The sequence below is a fragment of the Ktedonobacter sp. SOSP1-52 genome, from assembly GCF_016587395.1.
In genome coordinates this window covers 206240-224798 of sequence record NZ_BNJH01000006.1, presented here as the reverse complement: position 1 = coordinate 224798, position 18559 = coordinate 206240, and the positions used below count along the sequence as shown (strand labels likewise).

The window sequence follows — 18559 nt, the reverse complement described above, 5'->3', positions numbered from 1 at the left end:
TACCGGTTTCGGGAATAAATAGACTGGTGTCAATACTTATAGAAGATAAGCAACTTAATTTGTGGAGGAAAAGCGTGTATAAGCAAGGCAAACGATTTGCCACTTCTGTGATGCTCGTCGTGATGGCGACTCTGGCAGTCCTGCTCGCGGCCTGTGGTAGCAATCCGGGTTCGACGACAGGCTCGTCGAAAGCCCCCGACGATAAACAGGTATTTGTCTATCCTGTGGCTGGGACGCCCGATCTTAGCGATATGGACCCCGCCTTTGCTGGTGGACCTATTGGACCTACGCTGATATATACAGGTCTCGTCCAGTTAAACGAAAAGCAGCAGCTCATTGATCAGCTTGCTCAGTCGCACAGTGTTTCGGCTGATGGATTGACCTGGACCTTTAAGCTGCGTCCTAATCTCAAGTTCAGCGATGGCTCTCCCCTGACCTCGCAGGATATCGTGTATAGCATTAATCGCGCGCTTGAGCCAGCGCTCAAGTCGCCCTATGCCATGGTCTATCTGGGCCTGATCAAGGACGCCGACAAGCTCCAGACGGGCGCGGTCAAGACCCTGGTCGATGATAGCCTGCTGGCTCCCACGCCAGATACAGTCAAGATCATCACCAAGCAGAAGGCCGCCTACTTCTTGCAGACGATGACCTATGTTACCTCATATCCTGTGAACAAGAAGCTCGTCGACAAGTATGGCAAGAGCTTCGTCGATCACCTGGGTGAGGGCGCCGGAGCCGGTCCCTTCATCATGAGCAAGTACGATCAGGGCCGCCAGATGACCTTTACGCCCAACCCTTACTACTATGGCCCCAAGCCAGCGTTGAAGAAGGTCATCATGGCCTACTATAAGGACTCGGAGACGATCTACAAGGTCTATGAGACCAACCAGGTCAGTTACGCCAAGATCCCGACCGCCAAGCTCGCCTCGGCGCGCAACCTGCCGAACAACCAGTTCCACCTGGTACCGATCCTGGGTGTGCAGTATTACGCCATGAACTACTTAGCCAAGCCCTTTAACAACATCAAGATTCGCCAGGCCTTCGATCTAGCCATCAACAAAGACCAGATCGCGAACAAAGTGCTGCGCGGCAGCGCCATCCCAACGAACAACATCGTTCCTTCTGGTATGCCAGGTCATAATCCAGACCTGACGGGTCCGGCTGGCGTCACCAGCACAAAGGGCGATCAGGCCAAAGCCAAACAGCTCTTTGCTGAGGGTCTCAAGGAAGAGAACTTGACGCTCTCCAGCCTGCCACCCATCACCCTGAGCATCTATGCGACCTCACAGGACGACACCAACCAGGCCGTCGCCGTCCAGCAGATGTGGCAGGAAGTGCTCGGCGTCCAGGTGAAGATTGATACCGTCGATGTCAACAAACTCTCCTCAGAGCTTGACTCGACGACCAATAATCCCAATGGCTTGCAGATGTGGAGTTCCTACTGGAAGGCCGATTATCCAGATCCACAGAACTGGCTCACCACGCTCTTCGCGCCCGAGTCCTCCTTCGACAACTATAACTATGGCAACAATCACGCCAAAGATATAGTCGATCAGAAGAAGGCTCTCGATCTGATGCGCCAGGCGGATGGTGAGATGGATATCACGACACGCCTCAAGCTCTACAACCAGGCTGAGCAACAGGTGGTCAATGACGCGGGCTGGATTCCGCTCTACCAGATGGAGACTGGCAAGGCGCTCAAACCCTGCGTCAAGGGCTATGACATCAACGCGCCCTTCATGCCCGCGCCCGATAGCTGGAGCAACATCTACATCTCCAACGACAAACCCTGCACCAACGTGTAGGAGCAGACAAAACTATTCGCTCACTACTCACTCGGAAGGGAGAAGCTGGCAACAGCCTCTCCCTTCTTTTGCTTTGGTGTATAAAGTAACGTGAGTTCTGGATAATGAATGTACTCGAATTGGTTTGTGATGTCGATGATTTTTGGCTGCTTGATGGCTGGAGCTTATCCAGAACTCACGTACTTTAGTTATTCATGGGTAATAGCAGTTGGGCGGCGCAAGAAGAAACGTAACAGGAGCAAGTAAGCACCCGAGATAAGAGCGAAACCCACAAAACCAAGCACAGCGACGAACCCAGCCAGGGCAGGCGCATCATCAGGGGAAAAAAACATATAATATATCAGATCCAGCAAGAAAAGGAAGCAGAGGGCATAAAAAGGCAAGCCGCTCAAGACAGCCATATTTCTCCGATCACGAGCATCTTCTGATGTAAAAGAAACACGTAAAAAGCGAGCATAGAAGCAGATAAAGGCTATGCCAGCAATGATGTACAAAAGGAGCAACGACAACCACGCAATACCGATGAGATTGGGAGCTACATCATCGAGTGTCAGCAAAAGCATGTGAAAAGGTAGGAAGAATAGAGCTGTACATATAACAATAAACACAATTGGTGGCAACCAGAGACGGAGAAGCAGAAGTATGTCCAGGGAGAAAGGTCCGATAGTTATTTTCATAATAGAATCCTTTCTGAAAAGTTCCAGTATCTTATTCATCGGAGACAATATTTGATTACACTTGTCCCATAGTTTATTCTACGCAAGAGGGCCATAAAGGTTGAAAAGAGGGACCGTTGTCGATCATCGACCAGCTCAAAAACATTTCACAAATTGAGCATTCTCGACATTGCAGTCCTCTCAATTTTGTCGTTCATTTGATTGCTGGGCTTATTGCCTACAGTCATCAAGACAAAAAGCCAGGCCTGCATCTCGATGAACACGCTCTTCTGGCTGCTTGATCAGCCTTGCTTAAACAGAACTCATGTTAAAGTACAGTCAGCGCCTGCGGCGATAAAGGTATGAGATGTGGTAGAGCAATACAACAGGCATTGCCCCACCACATCTCATACTCCCCCGTTGAGCCCCTAGTGGTGAAAAGTCCCGAGTAGCAACTCTTTAATAGCGAGTTCCTTCAGCCGAGGGCAATTGGTTAAGTTCCTGGAGATCAGCAGGGGAGAGTGTCACAGCCAGTGCGCCTATATTCTCATCCAGGTACTCGATATGCTTCGTGCCGGGAATAGGAATTACCTGTTCCCCTTGAGCCAGCACCCAGGCCAGCGCAATCTGTCCAGGAGTAGCCTCATAGCGACGCGCCACCTCTTCAACCCGCTTAACGATAGCCAGATTCCGGGCCAGCGACTCTTCTTGAAAGCGGGGAAGATATGAGCGAAAATCAGTCTTGTCAAACTGGCTTGTGGAGCGATAGCGTCCCGTTAAAAAACCACGCCCCAAAGGCGCGAATGGGAGGAAGGCCACACCATGCGCCTGGCACCAGGGCAAAATTTCGCTCAAAACATCGCGCGTCCACAGTGAGAGTTCAGATTGGAGCGTCGCGATAGGATGCACCTTGTATGCGCGCTCCAGGGTTGGTACATCACACTCCGAGAGCCCAATGGATCGCACCTTGCCCTCCTTCACCAGTTCAGCCAGCGCACCCACGCTCTCCTCAATGGGAACCTTCAGATCAGGGCGATGCAACTGGTAGAGGTCAATAACATCCGTCCCCAGGCGGCGCAATGAAGCCTCGCAGGCCATCTTCAGGTGCGTGGGTGAGCCATCGGTATGCATGGCACGAGTGGTTTTGTCCGATACCACCAGGCCACCCTTGGTCGCCAGCACCACCTGCTCACGTCGTCCTTTGATGGCCTTCCCTACAATCTCCTCGCTGGTAAACGGACCATAGATATCCGCCGTATCCAGCAGTGTCACACCCTGGTCAAGCGCATGCTGCACCAGCTTGATGGAATCCGCCTCGTCAGCGGAACCATAAGCCCAATCGCTCAGGCTCATACAGTCCAGGCCAATAGCACTCACCTGGATGCCTCTTGAACCCAGTATTCGCTGTTGCATAACATCACTCCTTACAGGTTTTGACCCACAATGTGTTGCACCTTAACGTACAAAATCACGCGCGGATCGCCAGGATTGCGCCAAGGTGTACCATAGTGTTCCGCGATTTCATTGAAAAAGGCCGCATCGGGATCTTCCTCAATCCGCTCAACCACGCCGCGGAATTCCGCATAGGTATAGGGATTCTCTGTATCTGTGATGGAGACAGAGACGCGTGGGTCATGCTTAATGTTCTGATATTTCTTGCGGTCGGTCGCATGCGTAAACTTAATATACTCGCCATCCCACAGAAACCACATAGGCGATGACTGTGGCTCGCCCTTGGCCCCAAGAGTCGCTAGATGGGCAAATGTCTTCAAGTGCAATAATTCCTGAACCTTCGAGTTATTCAGATCTGCCATTATAAATTTCCTCTCTTATATCACTGCCTCGGCTCGCTACGCGAGCCTTCCAGACACATCTCAACCTTCTGTGGTAGAATTATGCAATGCTTTTGCTTGCATAACCAGAACTCAACTTATCCTGGTACAAAAACTGCCAGGATAGCAGGCATAGAGAGGTTATTTTTGAGAATGAGGATGGATGATCAAGAACGACGAAGAGAACTGGCTCACTTCCTACGTACGCGCCGCGAGCGGCTCTCCCCAGAGGATGCAGGTTTGCCTGTTGGGACACGGCGACGTACACCGGGACTGCGCCGAGAGGAACTGGCCGTGTTGGCTGGAATCGGCGTAACCTGGTATACCAGGCTGGAACAGGGGCGCGAAATAACCGTTTCCACCCAGGTACTGGAGAGCCTGGCGCAAGTGCTGCAACTCGACAGTGCCGAGCGGAATCACCTCTTCATCCTCGCCCGCGAGCAGGTTCCCGCCGATCCCCATCCCCTGACGGCCATGATCGATCCAGCCCTCCAGCACATCCTGGATACCTTTGGCACCTATCCCGCCTATATCGCCAATCCGCGTTGGGATATCATCGCCTGGAACCAGTCCATGATGCGCGTCTATAGCGACTTTAGCGCCATGTCCAACCGTGACCGCAACATTCTGCGCTACATGTTTACCAATCCACAGCAACGCACCCTGCTTGCCGATTGGGAGAAAGAGGCCCAGGGCCTGCTAGCTGTCTTCCGCTCCAGCACCGAACGCTATGTCGGAGAGCCATGGTTCTCCGCCCTGGTCGTGGACCTTGAGCAAACAAGCCCAGAGTTTCGCCAGTGGTGGCCACGCCACGACATCCAGGGAGTTCATACCGGAAAGAAAGAGCTACAACACCCCCTGGTCGGGCGCCTGGCCCTCCAATCAACCTCCTTCCAGGTCATCGACGCGCCAGACCTGCGCATGGTCGTCTACACACCCCTACCAGAACTGGACACCGCGCAAAAACTGGCTCAGTTGGCCCAACTACCCCAATCCCAACTCGCCAGCTAATATCTTAAGACCACCCTCCTCGCGAGGCACGGCTACTGCGTCCTGGCCTAACCTAATTTGGACACGAAGGACTTTCTAAACATTTAGAAGAGGTTCTGCAAAAGCACAGAGGCCGCAGATGCGGCCTCTGTGCTTTGACTAGATGGATGAGAAGGTTAAACCCATTGGGGGCGATAACGCAGTTGCGCGCCTACCCCTCCTAATTCCTGAAGAACAGGATTGCCCTCTACTACCTCAACCCTGGCCCCTGAATTGGCCGCCTTGCGCACAAGCGTATTGCGTTGCTGATCATCGAGCGGAACATCGTTTGCCAGAATCAGAACGTCTGCCTGTCCATGCTCAAGCGCATCAAGGGTCTCCTGCATGCCACTAACCACCAACCCATTCGCGCGTATGCCTTCTACAAGGTTATCGACCTGGCTATGCGAGGCCTCACGCTCCAGGTATTCGATAACAGGCTTAATCTCGTCGTGTACCTCGCGTAAAGGTGTGTTAATATCAAGCCTCAGAACCTCTTCATGGACTAACGGCTCCACTGTGTTTGAAAGCTCTTCATGGAGCAAGGGAATGGCAACCGCATCGCCCGCGAGAATCACACGCTGGGCATCCTCCTGCTTGACAAGGTCTTCGATAGCTGAGGCGGCCTCGCGCGCAAATGCCTTCCGCTTATTCTCTACACGCCGGTGGTAGCGCGCTTGATTTAAGCAGGTTGCGTTACGCTTCCCATACCCACGAGGCAAGACCTCAGGTCCTGGGATCTCCTCAAGGAAGCCCCAACGTGTAACAAAGAGGCGGGTTGTATTGGTATCAACCAGGGCCGTGATAACTGTCTCATGCTTATCTAGCAAGTGCGCTAGTTGAAAAAGATCGGGATAGGGTTCAAAGGCAATCTGGTTCTGAAATGCGGTACCGACCTCCAGCGTTTCAAAAAGGCCGCGTTCATGACAAGCAAAGATAGCAACGCCCTGCTGCCACGGCTCAACATGGTTCTCCATGTACGACTGCACCTTCTCCACATCCTTGTTAAAGGAATCTAGCATGGGATGACGCGGCAATAACGTCTTCTCAATCTCACGTATACGGTTTCTCAGTACAGGAGTAGATGTACGCGTCCATGGTCGCTTACCAGACATGTGAGGGCTCATATCCAGGTAGATGCTCAACACATACGCGTCACCAGATTCAAAGGAGCAAGCTTGTCAAACAACTCTTGCGTAGTCTGCATAACCTTCTCCTCAAAGAAACAAGGTATGAACTGTTGTGGAAAATCTCCTCCTTTCAAGATATTCACTGCCACAAGACCAGCCATTGTCGAGGCTTCATCTTCTGAAGGGGTAATTGTTTACCCTGCAAGGTTGCAGCGGACGGAGGCCTCTAAAGATAACGCTCCATGGCTTTCTCCAGTTCGCGCCCGCAGCGAAGCACCCATTCCCGGCATGCCACCTGTACACGTACATAATAAAAGAGCCACTTCCAGACCTGGTAGAACCAATAGCGGAGGGGAAAACAGGGACCCAGATCCCTGGCTTCACGATACCGGTTTACTAGCTCGAAATGGTGTATATGCCCATTGATGAGATTTACAAGATCCAGCTCGCGCTCACCCCATTCGGCATCCATCGGATCAATGATGCCAGAAATACTCCAGGTGTGGGGATTAAACAAGAGGTTACCAAAACAAAAATCGCCATGCAGGAGGACCGGCTGCCCCTGACTGGTACCAAGAATTTGTTCGCCATGCTCAATCGTACGATCCATAAGGGCAAGCACTTGAGAACCAAGATAGGAGCAAGCTTTATCAGAGTTTGTAATTGTCTGGTACGTATCCTGGATTCGTTGACTGTAATAATCCCACCAGCTGCGATAAAATGGGCCATCAAACGAGCCATAGCCCTCTGGATGCGCAATGGCATGCACCTCCAGCAGAAGATCCACGGCCTGGCGCTGGAGGGATTGGCGCAGTACATGAGGAAGCTGCTCTGGCCGTGGACAAGTTTGTCCAGGAAGCCACTCCATAGCAAGAGCCGAGTATGGCTCCGTTTCTGGCAAACACGCATAGACCTGGGGTACTAAAGCTGGAAGATAGGCGCGCAATTGGGCCAATTGGCGAGACTCCTGCTCCGCCATACGCGGATATTTCTGCAACTTAATCACGGCACGATACGGGGAACATTGAAAGCGTACACCGTATGTCTTCCCATAGACCCCCTCCCCGAGAGGTGTGATTGATCGCATATCTGTCTTCCATGTCTTCTGAACGATATCTTGCAAGGACGAGTAAACCTGGCTATCAGAAAATTGCATACCAGTCCCTTTATGTCTGCGTTGCCCAGTAGCCGCGTACGCCAGGAGCGGGCCCGCTCCTGGCGTACGCGGCTACGCTTCTACCCAATCACGATATTTACCAGGCGGCCTGGCACGTATACTATGCGCTTGACACTTTGCCCTTCAATAAAGTGCTGCGCGCGCTCCGTGGCCTGGGCCTGGCGCTGGACCTCCTCGGCGCTGGCGCTGGTGGGGACCTCGATGGTGTCGCGCAGGCGACCATTGACCTGTACGGCGATGGTCACACGCTGGGCCTGGATGGCCTCGGGATCGTACTCAGGCCAGGAGGCGCGGTGAACTGAGCCACTTCTCCCCAGCCGCTCCCACAGCTCTTCGGTCATATAGGGAGCGTAGGGGGCCAGCAATACCAGCAGCGTCTCCAACTCAGCCTTTGAGGCCGCGCGCCGCTCAATGATACCGTTGACGTACTCCATGATGGCCGCGATGGCAGTGTTATACTTGAGGCTGGCCGTATCCTCGCTGACGCGCTTGATTGTTATGTGCATGGCGCGGATGGCTTCTGGCGACGAAGGCCTCTTTGGTGCTTGCTGGGCATACTGCTCGACCAGGCGCCAGGCGCGCTCCAGGAAGCGTACCACGCCGCTGATCCCCCGGTCACTGAAGTCGCCACCACCCTCATAGGGTCCCATGAACAGCAAGTAGACGCGGAAGACATCCGCGCCAAAGCGCTCGATATAATCGTCGGGGTTGATGATGTTTCCCCTGGATTTGGAGATCTTCGCGCCATCTCTAGTAATCATGCCATTGGCACGGAAGCGCTTGAACGGCTCATTGTTCTCCAGCAGGCCCAGGTCGTGCAGGGCCTTGGTAATAAAGCGTGCATACATCAGGTGCAGCACACTATGCTCCGCGCCCCCGATGTACATATCCACTGGCAGCCACTTACGCGCCAGGGCCGGGTCCCAGGCCTGCGTGGCATCGTCGCTTGAGATGTAGCGCATAAAGTACCAGGAGGAGTCCAGGAAGTTATCATTGACGTCCGTCTCGCGCCGCGCTGGCTGACCACAAATCGGACAGGTCGTGTTAACAAACTCCTCAATGGCGGCCAGCGGCGAGGCGCCAGTCCCCGTGGGACGCCAGTTCTCAACATCTGGCAGCACAACGGGCAGTTGATCCTCTGGCACTGGGACAGCTCCGTGCTCGGGACAGTAAATGATAGGAATGGGCGGCCCCCAGTAGCGCTGGCGACTGATCAGCCAGTCGCGCAGGCGATAGGAGACGCTGCGCTCCCCCAGACCGCGCTCCGTGAACCAGGCAATAATTGCCTCTCTTGCCTCGGCGCTCGTCATGCCTGTAAACTCGCCCGATTCATACAGGATACCATCCTCTTCATTGGCCTCTTGCTCATCCTGGACAGCAGCGCCATCAGCGGGTCGCACGACGAAGCGCACGGGCAGGCCCACAGAGCGTGCGAAGATCATGTCTGTCTGGTCATGTGCGGGCACGCCCATAATCGCGCCTGTGCCATGCCCCTCCAGGACATAGTCCGCGATCCAGATGGGCAGGCGCTCGCCAGTCAGGGGATGCCGAGCGTAGGCTCCAGTAAAGACGCCGCTTGTGCCGCGTTCGGCATCGACCGCTAACTTGCTCATGCGCTCCTGAAAGGCCTGCACCTCTGCGCGCCGCTCCCGGACTGTGATCGCCTCGATAGCTGGATGCCGGGCGGAGAGCGCGACAAAGGTCACGCCAAAGATGGTGTCAGGCCGCGTCGTATAAGCCTGGATAGCGACATCCTGTCCAGGTTGCGCCTCTCCTGATGTCTCAGGCTCACTCACAACTTGCAGCGCAAATTTCAGGCCTTCGGAGCGGCCAATCCAGTTGCGTTGCAGGTTTTTGACGCGCTCGGACCAGTCCAGACCTTCCAGGTCGTCCAGCAGCCTCTGCGCGTACTTCGTTGTCTTCAGGAACCACTGCTCCAGCCAGCGGCGCTCAACGATGGAGTCGCAACGCTCGCAGCGCCCATTTATGACCTGCTCATCCGCCAGGACCGTCTTATCTTTGGGGCACCAGTTGACGCTGGCGGACTTGCGCTCGGCCAGCCCGACTTTGAAGAGTTGCAGGAAGATCCACTGCGTCCAGCGATAATACTCAGGCGAGGTTGTATCTACCTCGTGTGACCAGTCAAAGCGATTGCCGATATGCTTTAATTGCCGCTCGCGAAAGTGCTCAATATTGCGCTTTGTCAGGATGCGCGGATGCACGCCCTGCTTGATCGCGAAATTCTCGCTATGAATGCCAAAGGCGTCAAAGCCAATCGGCTCAAAGACATCATAGCCCTGCATAGCCTTGTAGCGCCCCTGGATATCCGCCCCGACATAGGAGTACATGTTGCCCACATGCAGGCCCTCGGCCGACGGATACGGGAACATCATCAAATTGTAAAACGGTTTTTTAGCCCGCTGTAAATCCACCTGGTACAGCCTCTGCTCCTCCCAGCGCGTACGCCACTTCGCCTCGAAGCTGGCGAAATCATAGCTGGGAGGCCGCACCTGTTGCAGCGCTTCACCTGCACCTGGTTGCGGGACATGTGTCTGTGACATAAACTCCTCCTGCTGACGGGTCATAGAGCTAATAAACAGCGAGACTCGACGCGGAGGGCAAGAAAAAAGCACCCTCCGCCCACGCAGGGCGAAAAGTGCGCTCAGGGCCACTTTCGCGGTACCACCATGCTTCACCGTCGCCTCGCGACGACGGCCTTTAAGGGTATAGATGTACCCGGCCCGCTAACGGGGGCTACCGGCAGCAACTACTCACCCCTCTGTCCAGGAGAAGCTTTCACCACTACGACTCACGAGGGAGCTTCAGACGACACCTTGATACTGGCTCGCAGCGACCGCCAGCTCTCTGTAATCGCGATGTCTCTTACTTTCCTCGTTCTTCGTCTTGTTCCTTATATCATCTATTATACAGAGCGTACCCGACAATTTGCGCTTTGTCAAGCCTAAAAAAGGAAAAGTGGATGGTGGTATGGCTCTGACATACCACCATCCACTTTTCCTTTTTTAATACACTTAATGCATGCAGGTTTCAGCGAAGAGATGTAGAGGCTCGATCTTTGTGGCATCGGAGAAGCGGATAATGAGCTCCTGGATACCTGCCGCCTCGTACTCGGCGATGCGCTCGCGGATCATATCGGGCGTGCCGATGAGCGCACGCTTGCGGGCCTCGTCGATATTGGCGCGCATATTGGCGGGGAGCTTCGCCACGGCCTCTTCGTCGGTGCGCGCGATAGCACAGTCGTCAACAATCGCCGTACGCTTGATGCTGTTATAATCGCGGCCCAGGGTGTCACAGTGTCCTTTGAGCACCTCAAGCTTATGCTTGATATTCTCAATTGTGCCACCCACATTACAGGCATCGGCATACTGCGCGACTAGTTTGAGGGTCACTTTCTCGCCACCACCACCGACGAGGATGGGAATGTGGGGCTTCTGCACACCTTTGGGCTGGTTGATCGCGCCACGCACCTGGTAATATTTGCCCTCGAAATGGGCCTCTTCCTGGCTCCACATAGCATGGATGATCTGAAGCGCCTCGCGTAGCATGCGCAGGCGATCAGGGCCCGAGGGATAGGGATAGCCATAGGCATTATACTCGTGCTCGTACCAGCCCGCGCCGATACCTAGCACGAGACGACCGTGACTCATCACATCAACCGTGCTCGCCATCTTGGCCAGCAGGGCGGGGTTGCGATAGCTATTACAGGTCACAATCTGTCCAAGGCGCACGCGCTTCGTATCGCGCGCCAGGGCCGCCATGCTGGTCCAGCATTCAAAAGTAACTTCTTGTGTCGGCGTGGGAACGGTATGAAAATGGTCATACAGCCAGACCGAATCAAAATTCAGCTTCTCGGCCTCCTGCGCCACGCGTGTCATCGCCTCATATGCTTCAACAGGATCAGCGATATCCACAAGGTCCATCTTCCAGCCCTGGGGAACAATTACACCAAACTCCATAATAGTTTTTCAACTCTCCTTTTGTTGCTCCATAAGCCAGCTCTGGCTCATGGTTGTCCCCCTATTATACTATCTTCGATCTTTAAACCTTCAAGCCGCACACTATCAAGCCTGCATTCTAGCCTGTAACCGCGCGAGGCGGCGCTGATGACGCTGTTGGCGTTTGCGACGCCTCCACATATACCAGGCACCGAAGAGCACCAGGGCCAGGGCGATAATTACCAGTCCCATGCGTTGGAAGATGGTCTCAAGCGTATCGATCTCGACCGCGATAAAGTAGCCTACCAGGCTGTAAATGGTGTTCCAAAGCAGGGCGGCGATGACTTCGAAGAAAAGGAAGCGTGTATAGCGCATGCGCGTCAGACCAGCGCTGATCGCAACAAATGAGCGCAAATGGCCCGCAACATGTGAGAGGATAATGGCCTTACCCCCATGCTTGTGGAGCATGAGGCGCGCGAGGCGCATACGGGCACCAAAACGCATTCGTATGCCAAGGCGCGTGGCGCTGAAGCGCTGCAATGGACCCCCAAGCGCGAAGCGCCCCAGGAGATAGTCGATATGATAACCGGCAACCGTTCCCAGGGTCGCGAAGAGAATCACCAGGCCCAGATTGAGTGTACCCAGACGGGCATAAAATGCGCCCAGCAGGGCCAGCGAGTTGCCTGGCATGACCAGGCCAAGCAGAGCTGTGTTCTCAGAGAGCGTGCTGAGAAAGACGATCAAGTAGCCATACTGATCGTAAAACAACTTGAGCCATTCAATGAAGGTCTGGAGCATACGTTCTCTTTGCTCAATCTTTCTTTATAAGGTGTTCTCAGCGTCTACGACGCTTCGGGGGTAAGAGATATGGTGGGGAAAGGCCTGGGGCCTTTCCCCACCATATCAAAACTACTTCTGGTAAGTTGGCAAAGCTGTAACCTAGAAGTCGCCGCCACCTGAGTCTCCTCCTCCAAAGTTGCCAAAGTCTCCTCCGCCAAAATCTCCTCCTCCACCAAAGTCTCCTCCGCCAAAGTCTCCTCCTCCACCAAAGCCGCCAGGGTCACCTCCCATGTGTCCCATATCATGGCCCTGGTCCTGGCCAAACATGTGTCCCAGACCATAGCCCATCAAAGCACCCAGGCCACCTACCACCCAGGGGTTCATGCCACTGCGCTGTTGGGGAGGATAGGGACCGTAGAATGGCTGCTGATACTGTGGCGGAAGCTGTTGCCCGTAGCCATCAGGCTGCTGCTGGTACTGCATTGGCGGCACCTGCTGATTATAGTCCGGTTGTTGGTACTGCATTGGCGGCTGCTGCGAGCCATAATCGGGCCGCTGAGGAGGATAGGGACCCTGATTGGACGGCTGGCGAGGCTCCTGGCGGCGAGGCGGTGGAACATCTCTATCTCGCTCCGGCGGATTTGTCGCATCACTTGAGCCAGGACGATAGTAGCTGGAATCGTAGTTTGTGCGTGGCTCTGGCTGCGAACGGGCCTTATAGATATCCCCTTCCTCATCGGCACGAGGCGCTGTTCCAGGCTCTGGCCGCGCTGTATAGCCCGCGGCATAGCCCTGGTCGTAGGTATCGGCCTCCTTGGGTGGAGGCGCGGCCTGCTCCTGGCCAGGTTGATAGTATCCAGTGTCGCTGTAGGGATCGCTATACGGAGCTGCCTGCGGCGGCATCTGCTGTTGTTGCATCTGTGACATATCCGGATAGCCATCAGGCGCACGCTGAGACCAATGCTGCTGGGAAAGCGCACGCGCGAAGAACACAACCATCATGATCACAAAAAACAGGAGCACCAAAGCGGTAAACATAACAAGCTCCTCTAGGAGAGAGCAACCAGTCTTGATCTCCTGTCATGGCTGCTCAAGAAATTTCTGATATTCGCACTACCAGGCAAACTACAAAAGTCTCTCTACAGTCCATCTTACAAAGTTATCGCAGATAAGCAAGCACAGCTTTCATAGGAATAGAAAGTATAGAATATGCTGGGGCAAGGCCTGCGGTCTTGCCCCAGCATATTCTATACTTTCTATTCCTTCGGCTTCTGCTGCCGTTTCAATCGCTGAATGGCCTCGCGCATCTCCTTTTCGGCCTGCTCGCGGCTGATAGGCTCCTCATCCTCTAACTCCTCGGAGGCCATCTGTTGCGCGGCGCCCTTGGAGGCGTTGCGAATCTCTTGCTGCTCTTGCTTGCGGGTCGCCTCATCAACAGGCTCTTCTGGCTTATATGGCTTAATTTGCTCTTTATCTTGAGACATATCCTTCCTTTTCATTTTTGCCTTGATGTTTCGGACTTCACACAACGGCCAGCGACTTCACTGACTATGGTGTGATTAATACAGGTGACACGAAACCTTTATTTAAAGGGTTACTCAAAAGGAAGCTCTTATATAAGGCCCGTTACTGACGTACGCAATTACTTGCACGTGTAATGGTACGGAGACACTGGGCGAGCCGCTATGTCGGTCAGGTATACATACCCTTGACTTTCACCACAACGCTGTGCTAATATCCGACTCGTGGACTCAGATATTAGGTCACCCTAATATCCAATCCATTGAGTCGGATATTTCTAACGCCGGACTCCTCGGCAAAAAAATATTTAAGAGGCTTTCAAAATGATGTTAGTCAAGCAGCGTATGCTTCTCCTTATCCTACTTCTATGCGGTCTTCCGCTGGTATTGCTCGCGGCCTGTGGCTCGACTAGCGACGGCAATAAGACAGGCGGTAAGAACGCGGTTACAATCAACGCCTACGATAACTATTTTGATCCCAAAACCATTAATGTTACAGCCAATCAGCCCGTTGAAGTAACCTTTGTTAATAAAGGCACCAATGTGCACATTGTCGAGATCAAGGGCCTGATCGCCGAAACTACGATGCAGCCAGGCGAAAAAAAGTCCTTTACCATTACGCCACAACAGCGCTCTTATAAGCTCTATGATGAACTTTATGTCAGTAAGGGCATGGAAGGCGCTTTCACTGGTACCGATAAGGTAACTTCTTCAAACAATGCGCCGTCTGGCAATGTGCAGAACGCCAAGATTAAGAATGCAGTTGAGACATACCGACAATACGTTATCCAGCAGACAGATGCTCTAGTTACGAGTACGCAGCAGTTCAACGATGCCATTAACGCGGGCGACCTCAATAAAGCAAAGGTGCTCTACGCGCCGACGCGTGAGTATTATGAGCGTATCGAACCCATCGCCTCAAGTTTTGGCAATCTCGATCCCGGCATCGATGCCCGCGAGGGTGATGTTCCCGATGAGCAGTGGACCGGTTTCCATCGTATCGAGAAGGCACTATGGGTCGATGGAAAGACCACAGGCCTTAAAACATATACCGACCAGTTGCTGAAGAACGTCAAAGACTTGCGCCAGAATTTGGATGGGATTAAACTGGTACCAACCGATATTATTGATGGCGCGGTTTCCCTGCTTAGCGAGGCCTCGCATACCAAAATCACTGGTGAAGAGGATCGCTACTCGCATACCGACCTGTATGACCTGGCCGCCAATGTCGAGGGTTCGCAGGTAGCCTTCAACAGCTTCAAAGACTACCTGAGCGAGAAAAATCCTGGCCTGCAACAGGATATCGCTGGCAAATTCCAGAAAGTACAGGACGTACTCAAACCATTCCGTACCGATAAGGGGTTCATGGACTACGCCACTCTCAAGGACGGAGATAAGCGCGCAATTGCCCAGAGCATTGACGATGCGGGCGAATCCCTTTCCAAAGTCGCAGTCTCCCTTCCCCAAACAGCAAACTAGGATCTTATTCCGAAACCCAACGTCACTGGCGTGCCTAGCGCTTCCCCCCATTCGGGGACAAGCGCGCTCAGGGTTTCGGAGAAGAATCAAGCGAGAAGTAAAGAGAGATGGTAGAAGTACATGAGTGAGAAGACTGGCCAAAAATTTAATCGGCGCAATATGCTGATCTCCGCCAGCGCGGCTGGAGCAGGCCTGGTCCTGGGTGGAGGAGGCGGCTATGCGCTAGCTCACACGCAAGGACAGCAAGCAATGCAACAGACGAGTAACAACGACATCATCTCCTTTTATGGAGAGAAACAGGCAGGAATCACAACACCTCAACAGGATCATCTCCACTTCGCGACCTTTGACCTGACGACTCAGGATCGCAACGAGGTCGCCAGTCTCTTGCGCATCTGGACGGTGGCAGCGGCGGCTATGACCTCGGGCAAGCCTATTGGCGAGGGCACATTTCCAGATCATGCTCCACCTCCCGATACTGGTGAGGCTCTGGGACTACCAGCCGCCAACCTGACCATCACCTTTGGCTTTGGCCCAACCCTCTTCACCAAAGATGGGAAAGATCGCTATGGACTGGCTGCACGCAGACCAGAGGCCCTGGTGGATCTTCCCTCAATGGCTGGAGACGCCCTCGACCCCAACCGCTCGGGCGGCGATCTCTGTGTACAGGCCTGCTCAGATAATCCCCTGGTCGCCTTCCATGCCGTGCGCAACCTGGCCCGCCAGGCTCGCGGACTCGCAACCATCCGCTGGTCGCAGCTAGGCTTTAACCGCACAGCCAGTACCAGCACTCAACAGGAAACGCCACGCAACTTGATGGGCTTCAAGGATGGCACTAATAACCTGAAGGTTGAAGATCCCGCACTTATGGATCAACACGTCTGGGTTGGTGACGAGGGCGCCTCCTGGATGCATGGCGGCTCCTACCTGGTCGCGCGCCGCATTCGTATGCACCTGGAGTCATGGGACCGCGACTTTCTGGCCGACCAGGAGAAGGTCTTCGGCCGGAGGAAGGTCTCGGGGGCGCCCCTGACCGGCAAACAGGAGTTTGATGCCGTCGATTTGACCGCCAAGCATCCGGATGGGACCTCCATCATCGCTACCAATGCACATATTCGCCTGGCGCGAGAAGATGACAACATCCGCATCCTGCGCCGTGGCTACTCATTCACTGATGGCATGGATAAAGTGACGGGCGAATTGGACGCCGGCCTCTTCTTCATCGCCTTCCAGCGCGACCCGCGCAAGCAATTTATCCCCCTACAACAGAAGCTAGGCCAGCGGGACCTGCTCAACGAATACATCACCCATAATGGGAGCGCGATTTTTGCCTGCCCTCCAGGGACACGACCGGGAGGCTTCATAGGAGAGACGCTCTTTGCTTAAGACCCTGGAGAAGGAGTAATCTGTAGTAATGCTCGCGAATTTTTTACCAACGTTTGTCCTGTTCCTACGTGAGGGGCTGGAGGCCAGTATGATCGTGAGTATCCTGCTCACCTCGTTGCGCCAGCTCAAAATGACACATTATAATACCTCAGTCTGGCTTGGTGTGGGCCTGGCCCTGCTCGGCTCGTTCGCGGTCGCGGCCCTACTCAAGACCGTCAGTAGCCTCTTCAGCCCTGACTTCCTCAGCATCTTCAAAACCGTTACCTATTTCATTGCCGTCGTCATTATTACATGGATGACGTTCTGGGTCCAGCACCACAGCCGCACCCTCAAGCAAGAATTAACCGCCCAGGCCAGCGCGGCAAGTTCCGGCTTCGCCCTGGGCCTGCTCGCCTTTAGCACCGTGGGGCGCGAGGGCATCGAAACAGCGATCTTTACCCTGGCCTTCGCCTTCCAGGCCGATACACAGATCCTCCTCCTTGGAGCCTTATCGGGAGTCCTGGTCGCCATCGCCCTGGGTGTACTCATCTATCGCTTTGGCTACCGCCTGAACTACCGCATTTTCTTCCGCGTCATGGGTATCCTCCTGCTAGTCATGGCGGCTGGCTTGTTTAGCAACTTTATTCAGGGTGCCCAGGACGCCGGATGGATTACCTTCGGAACCACCCAGGTCTGGGATACCAGTAGCACCGATTGGCTCAGCGAGAATAAAAGCATTATTGGCAGCTTGTTGCACATCTTCACAGGCTATACCGAGAACACAAGCATCCTACAAATTGTAGGCTTCGTTGTCTACCTGGCTATCGTGGGCAGCTTCTTCTGGCGCATGACCCGCAACCAGAAACGCAGCCTTCCCAGTGCCACGCCAGAAGAGGCTGCAACGCTCAAAGGATAAAATGCAATAGATAGCAGAAGGGTCATGCCAGGCGGCGCCTGGCATGACCCTTCTGCTATCTATTGCATTTAGCGTCCAAAGAGCCAGCCACCATTCACATTTAATACCTCGCCGGTGACAAACGAGGCTTCGGGTGAGGCCAGGTAGTGGACTGCGGCGACCACGTCATCGACATGACCGCCTCGCCCTGCTGGCGTCTCCTTGATGATGCCATTGATTTTCTCATCGGTCCAGGCGCCAGTAAAGCCCGTATCAGCGATATAGCCGGGGGCTACGGCGTTGACTGTGATTGATTGCGAACTCAGTTCGCGGGCAAAGCCATAGGTCAGGCCGTGCAAACCCGCCTTGGACGCGGCATAGGCGGTTGAACCGGCCCGACTTCCACCAGTGAAGGCGGCAATGGAGCTAATATAGATAATACGCCCACCGGGTCGCGCCAGATAAGGACCGACGGCAACGGTCATCAGAAAGCTGCCCTTCAGATTCACGTCAATGACTGCGTCCCACTCACGCTCGGCCTCGTCAAGCGGCATATCGGTCGTGGCGCCACGCACAAAGCCGGCCGCGTTGATTAGTACATCCACCTGGCCCCATTGCTCCACAATGTTCGATACAGTAGACTGCACCTGCTCGCGCTGGCTTACATCCGCCTGGTACCAGGAGACCTGGGAGCCAAGCCCCTCAGCCGTGGCGCGCAAGGTGTCACGGTCGCGCCCAATGATCGCGACCTGCTCCCCCTCCTGGGCAAAGCGTTCCGCCATCGCGCGCCCCATACCACTATTACCACCAGTAATAATAATTCTACGTCCCTGCTTATTCATAGATTTCCTCCCCGAATAAATGATGCAATCATCGTTTTTGTGCTCAGCGTCTACGACGCCGCAAAGGGGTAAGAGGATGTGGCTGGGAACGGC

General features: G+C 54.3%; 16 protein-coding genes, 1 pseudogene and 1 other annotated feature. Of the genes and pseudogenes, 6 read left to right on the top strand and 11 right to left on the bottom strand.

The window, feature by feature from the left end; translation table 11 throughout:
• Window positions 1-74 precede the first annotated feature (74 nt).
• Window positions 75-1805, top strand: coding sequence for an ABC transporter substrate-binding protein (locus JMJ16_RS46140; protein WP_201392610.1), 1731 nt, complete (start codon window positions 75-77; stop codon window positions 1803-1805).
• A gap of 188 nt (window positions 1806-1993) precedes the next feature.
• Here JMJ16_RS46140 and JMJ16_RS46135 read toward each other — a convergent pair whose 3' ends face one another.
• Entirely contained in the window at window positions 1994-2521 is a 528-nt protein-coding gene (locus JMJ16_RS46135; RefSeq protein WP_201392609.1) for a hypothetical protein, read from the bottom strand.
• A gap of 80 nt (window positions 2522-2601) precedes the next feature.
• On the opposite strand from JMJ16_RS46135, the pseudogene JMJ16_RS46130 reads away from it, so the two are divergent.
• Window positions 2602-2763: pseudogene (locus tag JMJ16_RS46130) on the top strand (IS982 family transposase); the annotation flags it as partial.
• A gap of 157 nt (window positions 2764-2920) precedes the next feature.
• On the opposite strand, the gene JMJ16_RS46125 reads toward JMJ16_RS46130, so the two are convergent.
• Window positions 2921-3874 (bottom strand): aldo/keto reductase, encoded by a 954-nt coding sequence (locus JMJ16_RS46125; protein ID WP_201392608.1) that lies wholly within the window; start codon window positions 3872-3874, stop codon window positions 2921-2923.
• Between the two features lie 11 nt (window positions 3875-3885).
• Entirely contained in the window at window positions 3886-4275 is a 390-nt protein-coding gene (locus JMJ16_RS46120) for a PPOX class F420-dependent oxidoreductase (protein ID WP_201392606.1), read from the bottom strand.
• 177 nt (window positions 4276-4452) lie between these two features.
• On the opposite strand from JMJ16_RS46120, the gene JMJ16_RS46115 reads away from it, so the two are divergent.
• Entirely contained in the window at window positions 4453-5304 is an 852-nt protein-coding gene (locus tag JMJ16_RS46115) for a helix-turn-helix transcriptional regulator (RefSeq protein WP_236602014.1), read from the top strand.
• 155 nt (window positions 5305-5459) lie between these two features.
• On the opposite strand, the gene JMJ16_RS46110 is transcribed toward JMJ16_RS46115, so the two are convergent.
• The 7 genes from JMJ16_RS46110 to JMJ16_RS46080 form a co-directional block, all read right to left on the bottom strand.
• Window positions 5460-6299, bottom strand: a complete 840-nt coding sequence (locus tag JMJ16_RS46110) for a Vms1/Ankzf1 family peptidyl-tRNA hydrolase (RefSeq protein WP_201392602.1) — start codon at window positions 6297-6299, stop codon at window positions 5460-5462.
• Window positions 6300-6678: 379 nt separating this feature from the next.
• The gene (locus JMJ16_RS46105; protein ID WP_201392600.1) at window positions 6679-7539 is read right to left on the bottom strand and encodes a phosphotransferase family protein; all 861 of its coding nucleotides are present in this window, start codon (window positions 7537-7539) and stop codon (window positions 6679-6681) included.
• Window positions 7540-7688: 149 nt separating this feature from the next.
• Window positions 7689-10190: a leucine--tRNA ligase gene (gene leuS, locus JMJ16_RS46100; protein WP_201392598.1), complete on the bottom strand. Its 2502-nt coding sequence runs from the start codon at window positions 10188-10190 to the stop codon at window positions 7689-7691.
• A gap of 81 nt (window positions 10191-10271) precedes the next feature.
• Window positions 10272-10538, bottom strand: a binding site (T-box leader).
• Between the two features lie 123 nt (window positions 10539-10661).
• Entirely contained in the window at window positions 10662-11606 is a 945-nt protein-coding gene (locus tag JMJ16_RS46095; RefSeq protein WP_201392596.1) for an LLM class F420-dependent oxidoreductase, read from the bottom strand.
• 105 nt (window positions 11607-11711) lie between these two features.
• Window positions 11712-12383: a DedA family protein gene (locus JMJ16_RS46090; RefSeq protein ID WP_201392594.1), complete on the bottom strand. Its 672-nt coding sequence runs from the start codon at window positions 12381-12383 to the stop codon at window positions 11712-11714.
• Window positions 12384-12524: 141 nt separating this feature from the next.
• Window positions 12525-13403, bottom strand: coding sequence for a hypothetical protein (locus tag JMJ16_RS46085; protein ID WP_201392592.1), 879 nt, complete (start codon window positions 13401-13403; stop codon window positions 12525-12527).
• Window positions 13404-13621: 218 nt separating this feature from the next.
• A complete protein-coding gene (locus JMJ16_RS46080; protein WP_201392590.1) occupies window positions 13622-13849 on the bottom strand; it encodes a hypothetical protein in 228 nt (75 codons plus the stop codon).
• Window positions 13850-14209: 360 nt separating this feature from the next.
• Between JMJ16_RS46080 and efeO the strand changes: the two genes are divergently transcribed.
• The 3 genes from efeO to JMJ16_RS46065 all read left to right on the top strand — a co-directional run bounded on the left by efeO (window position 14210) and on the right by JMJ16_RS46065 (window position 17645).
• The gene (gene efeO / locus JMJ16_RS46075; protein WP_201392588.1) at window positions 14210-15364 is read left to right on the top strand and encodes an iron uptake system protein EfeO; all 1155 of its coding nucleotides are present in this window, start codon (window positions 14210-14212) and stop codon (window positions 15362-15364) included.
• Window positions 15365-15484: 120 nt separating this feature from the next.
• Window positions 15485-16750 carry an iron uptake transporter deferrochelatase/peroxidase subunit gene (gene efeB / locus JMJ16_RS46070; RefSeq protein ID WP_201392586.1) on the top strand — a complete coding sequence of 422 codons (1266 nt, stop codon included), beginning with the start codon at window positions 15485-15487 and terminating at the stop codon, window positions 16748-16750.
• Between the two features lie 28 nt (window positions 16751-16778).
• Window positions 16779-17645: an FTR1 family protein gene (locus JMJ16_RS46065; protein ID WP_201392584.1), complete on the top strand. Its 867-nt coding sequence runs from the start codon at window positions 16779-16781 to the stop codon at window positions 17643-17645.
• 68 nt (window positions 17646-17713) lie between these two features.
• Here JMJ16_RS46065 and JMJ16_RS46060 read toward each other — a convergent pair whose 3' ends face one another.
• Entirely contained in the window at window positions 17714-18466 is a 753-nt protein-coding gene (locus tag JMJ16_RS46060) for an SDR family NAD(P)-dependent oxidoreductase (protein WP_201392582.1), read from the bottom strand.
• Between the last annotated feature and the right edge of the window lie 93 nt (window positions 18467-18559).

Coding starts and splice junctions, on each gene's coding strand:
- JMJ16_RS46135 (WP_201392609.1), bottom strand. CDS start 2,521: ATGAATAAGATACTGGAACTTTTCAGAAAGGATTCTATTATGAAAATA.
- JMJ16_RS46125 (WP_201392608.1), bottom strand. CDS start 3,874: ATGCAACAGCGAATACTGGGTTCAAGAGGCATCCAGGTGAGTGCTATT.
- JMJ16_RS46120 (WP_201392606.1), bottom strand. CDS start 4,275: ATGGCAGATCTGAATAACTCGAAGGTTCAGGAATTATTGCACTTGAAG.
- JMJ16_RS46115 (WP_236602014.1), top strand. CDS start 4,453: ATGGATGATCAAGAACGACGAAGAGAACTGGCTCACTTCCTACGTACG.
- JMJ16_RS46110 (WP_201392602.1), bottom strand. CDS start 6,299: ATGGAGAACCATGTTGAGCCGTGGCAGCAGGGCGTTGCTATCTTTGCT.
- JMJ16_RS46105 (WP_201392600.1), bottom strand. CDS start 7,539: ATGCGATCAATCACACCTCTCGGGGAGGGGGTCTATGGGAAGACATAC.
- leuS (WP_201392598.1), bottom strand. CDS start 10,190: ATGTCACAGACACATGTCCCGCAACCAGGTGCAGGTGAAGCGCTGCAA.
- JMJ16_RS46095 (WP_201392596.1), bottom strand. CDS start 11,606: ATGGAGTTTGGTGTAATTGTTCCCCAGGGCTGGAAGATGGACCTTGTG.
- JMJ16_RS46090 (WP_201392594.1), bottom strand. CDS start 12,383: ATGCTCCAGACCTTCATTGAATGGCTCAAGTTGTTTTACGATCAGTAT.
- JMJ16_RS46085 (WP_201392592.1), bottom strand. CDS start 13,403: ATGTTTACCGCTTTGGTGCTCCTGTTTTTTGTGATCATGATGGTTGTG.
- JMJ16_RS46080 (WP_201392590.1), bottom strand. CDS start 13,849: ATGTCTCAAGATAAAGAGCAAATTAAGCCATATAAGCCAGAAGAGCCT.
- efeO (WP_201392588.1), top strand. CDS start 14,210: ATGATGTTAGTCAAGCAGCGTATGCTTCTCCTTATCCTACTTCTATGC.
- efeB (WP_201392586.1), top strand. CDS start 15,485: ATGAGTGAGAAGACTGGCCAAAAATTTAATCGGCGCAATATGCTGATC.
- JMJ16_RS46065 (WP_201392584.1), top strand. CDS start 16,779: ATGCTCGCGAATTTTTTACCAACGTTTGTCCTGTTCCTACGTGAGGGG.
- JMJ16_RS46060 (WP_201392582.1), bottom strand. CDS start 18,466: ATGAATAAGCAGGGACGTAGAATTATTATTACTGGTGGTAATAGTGGT.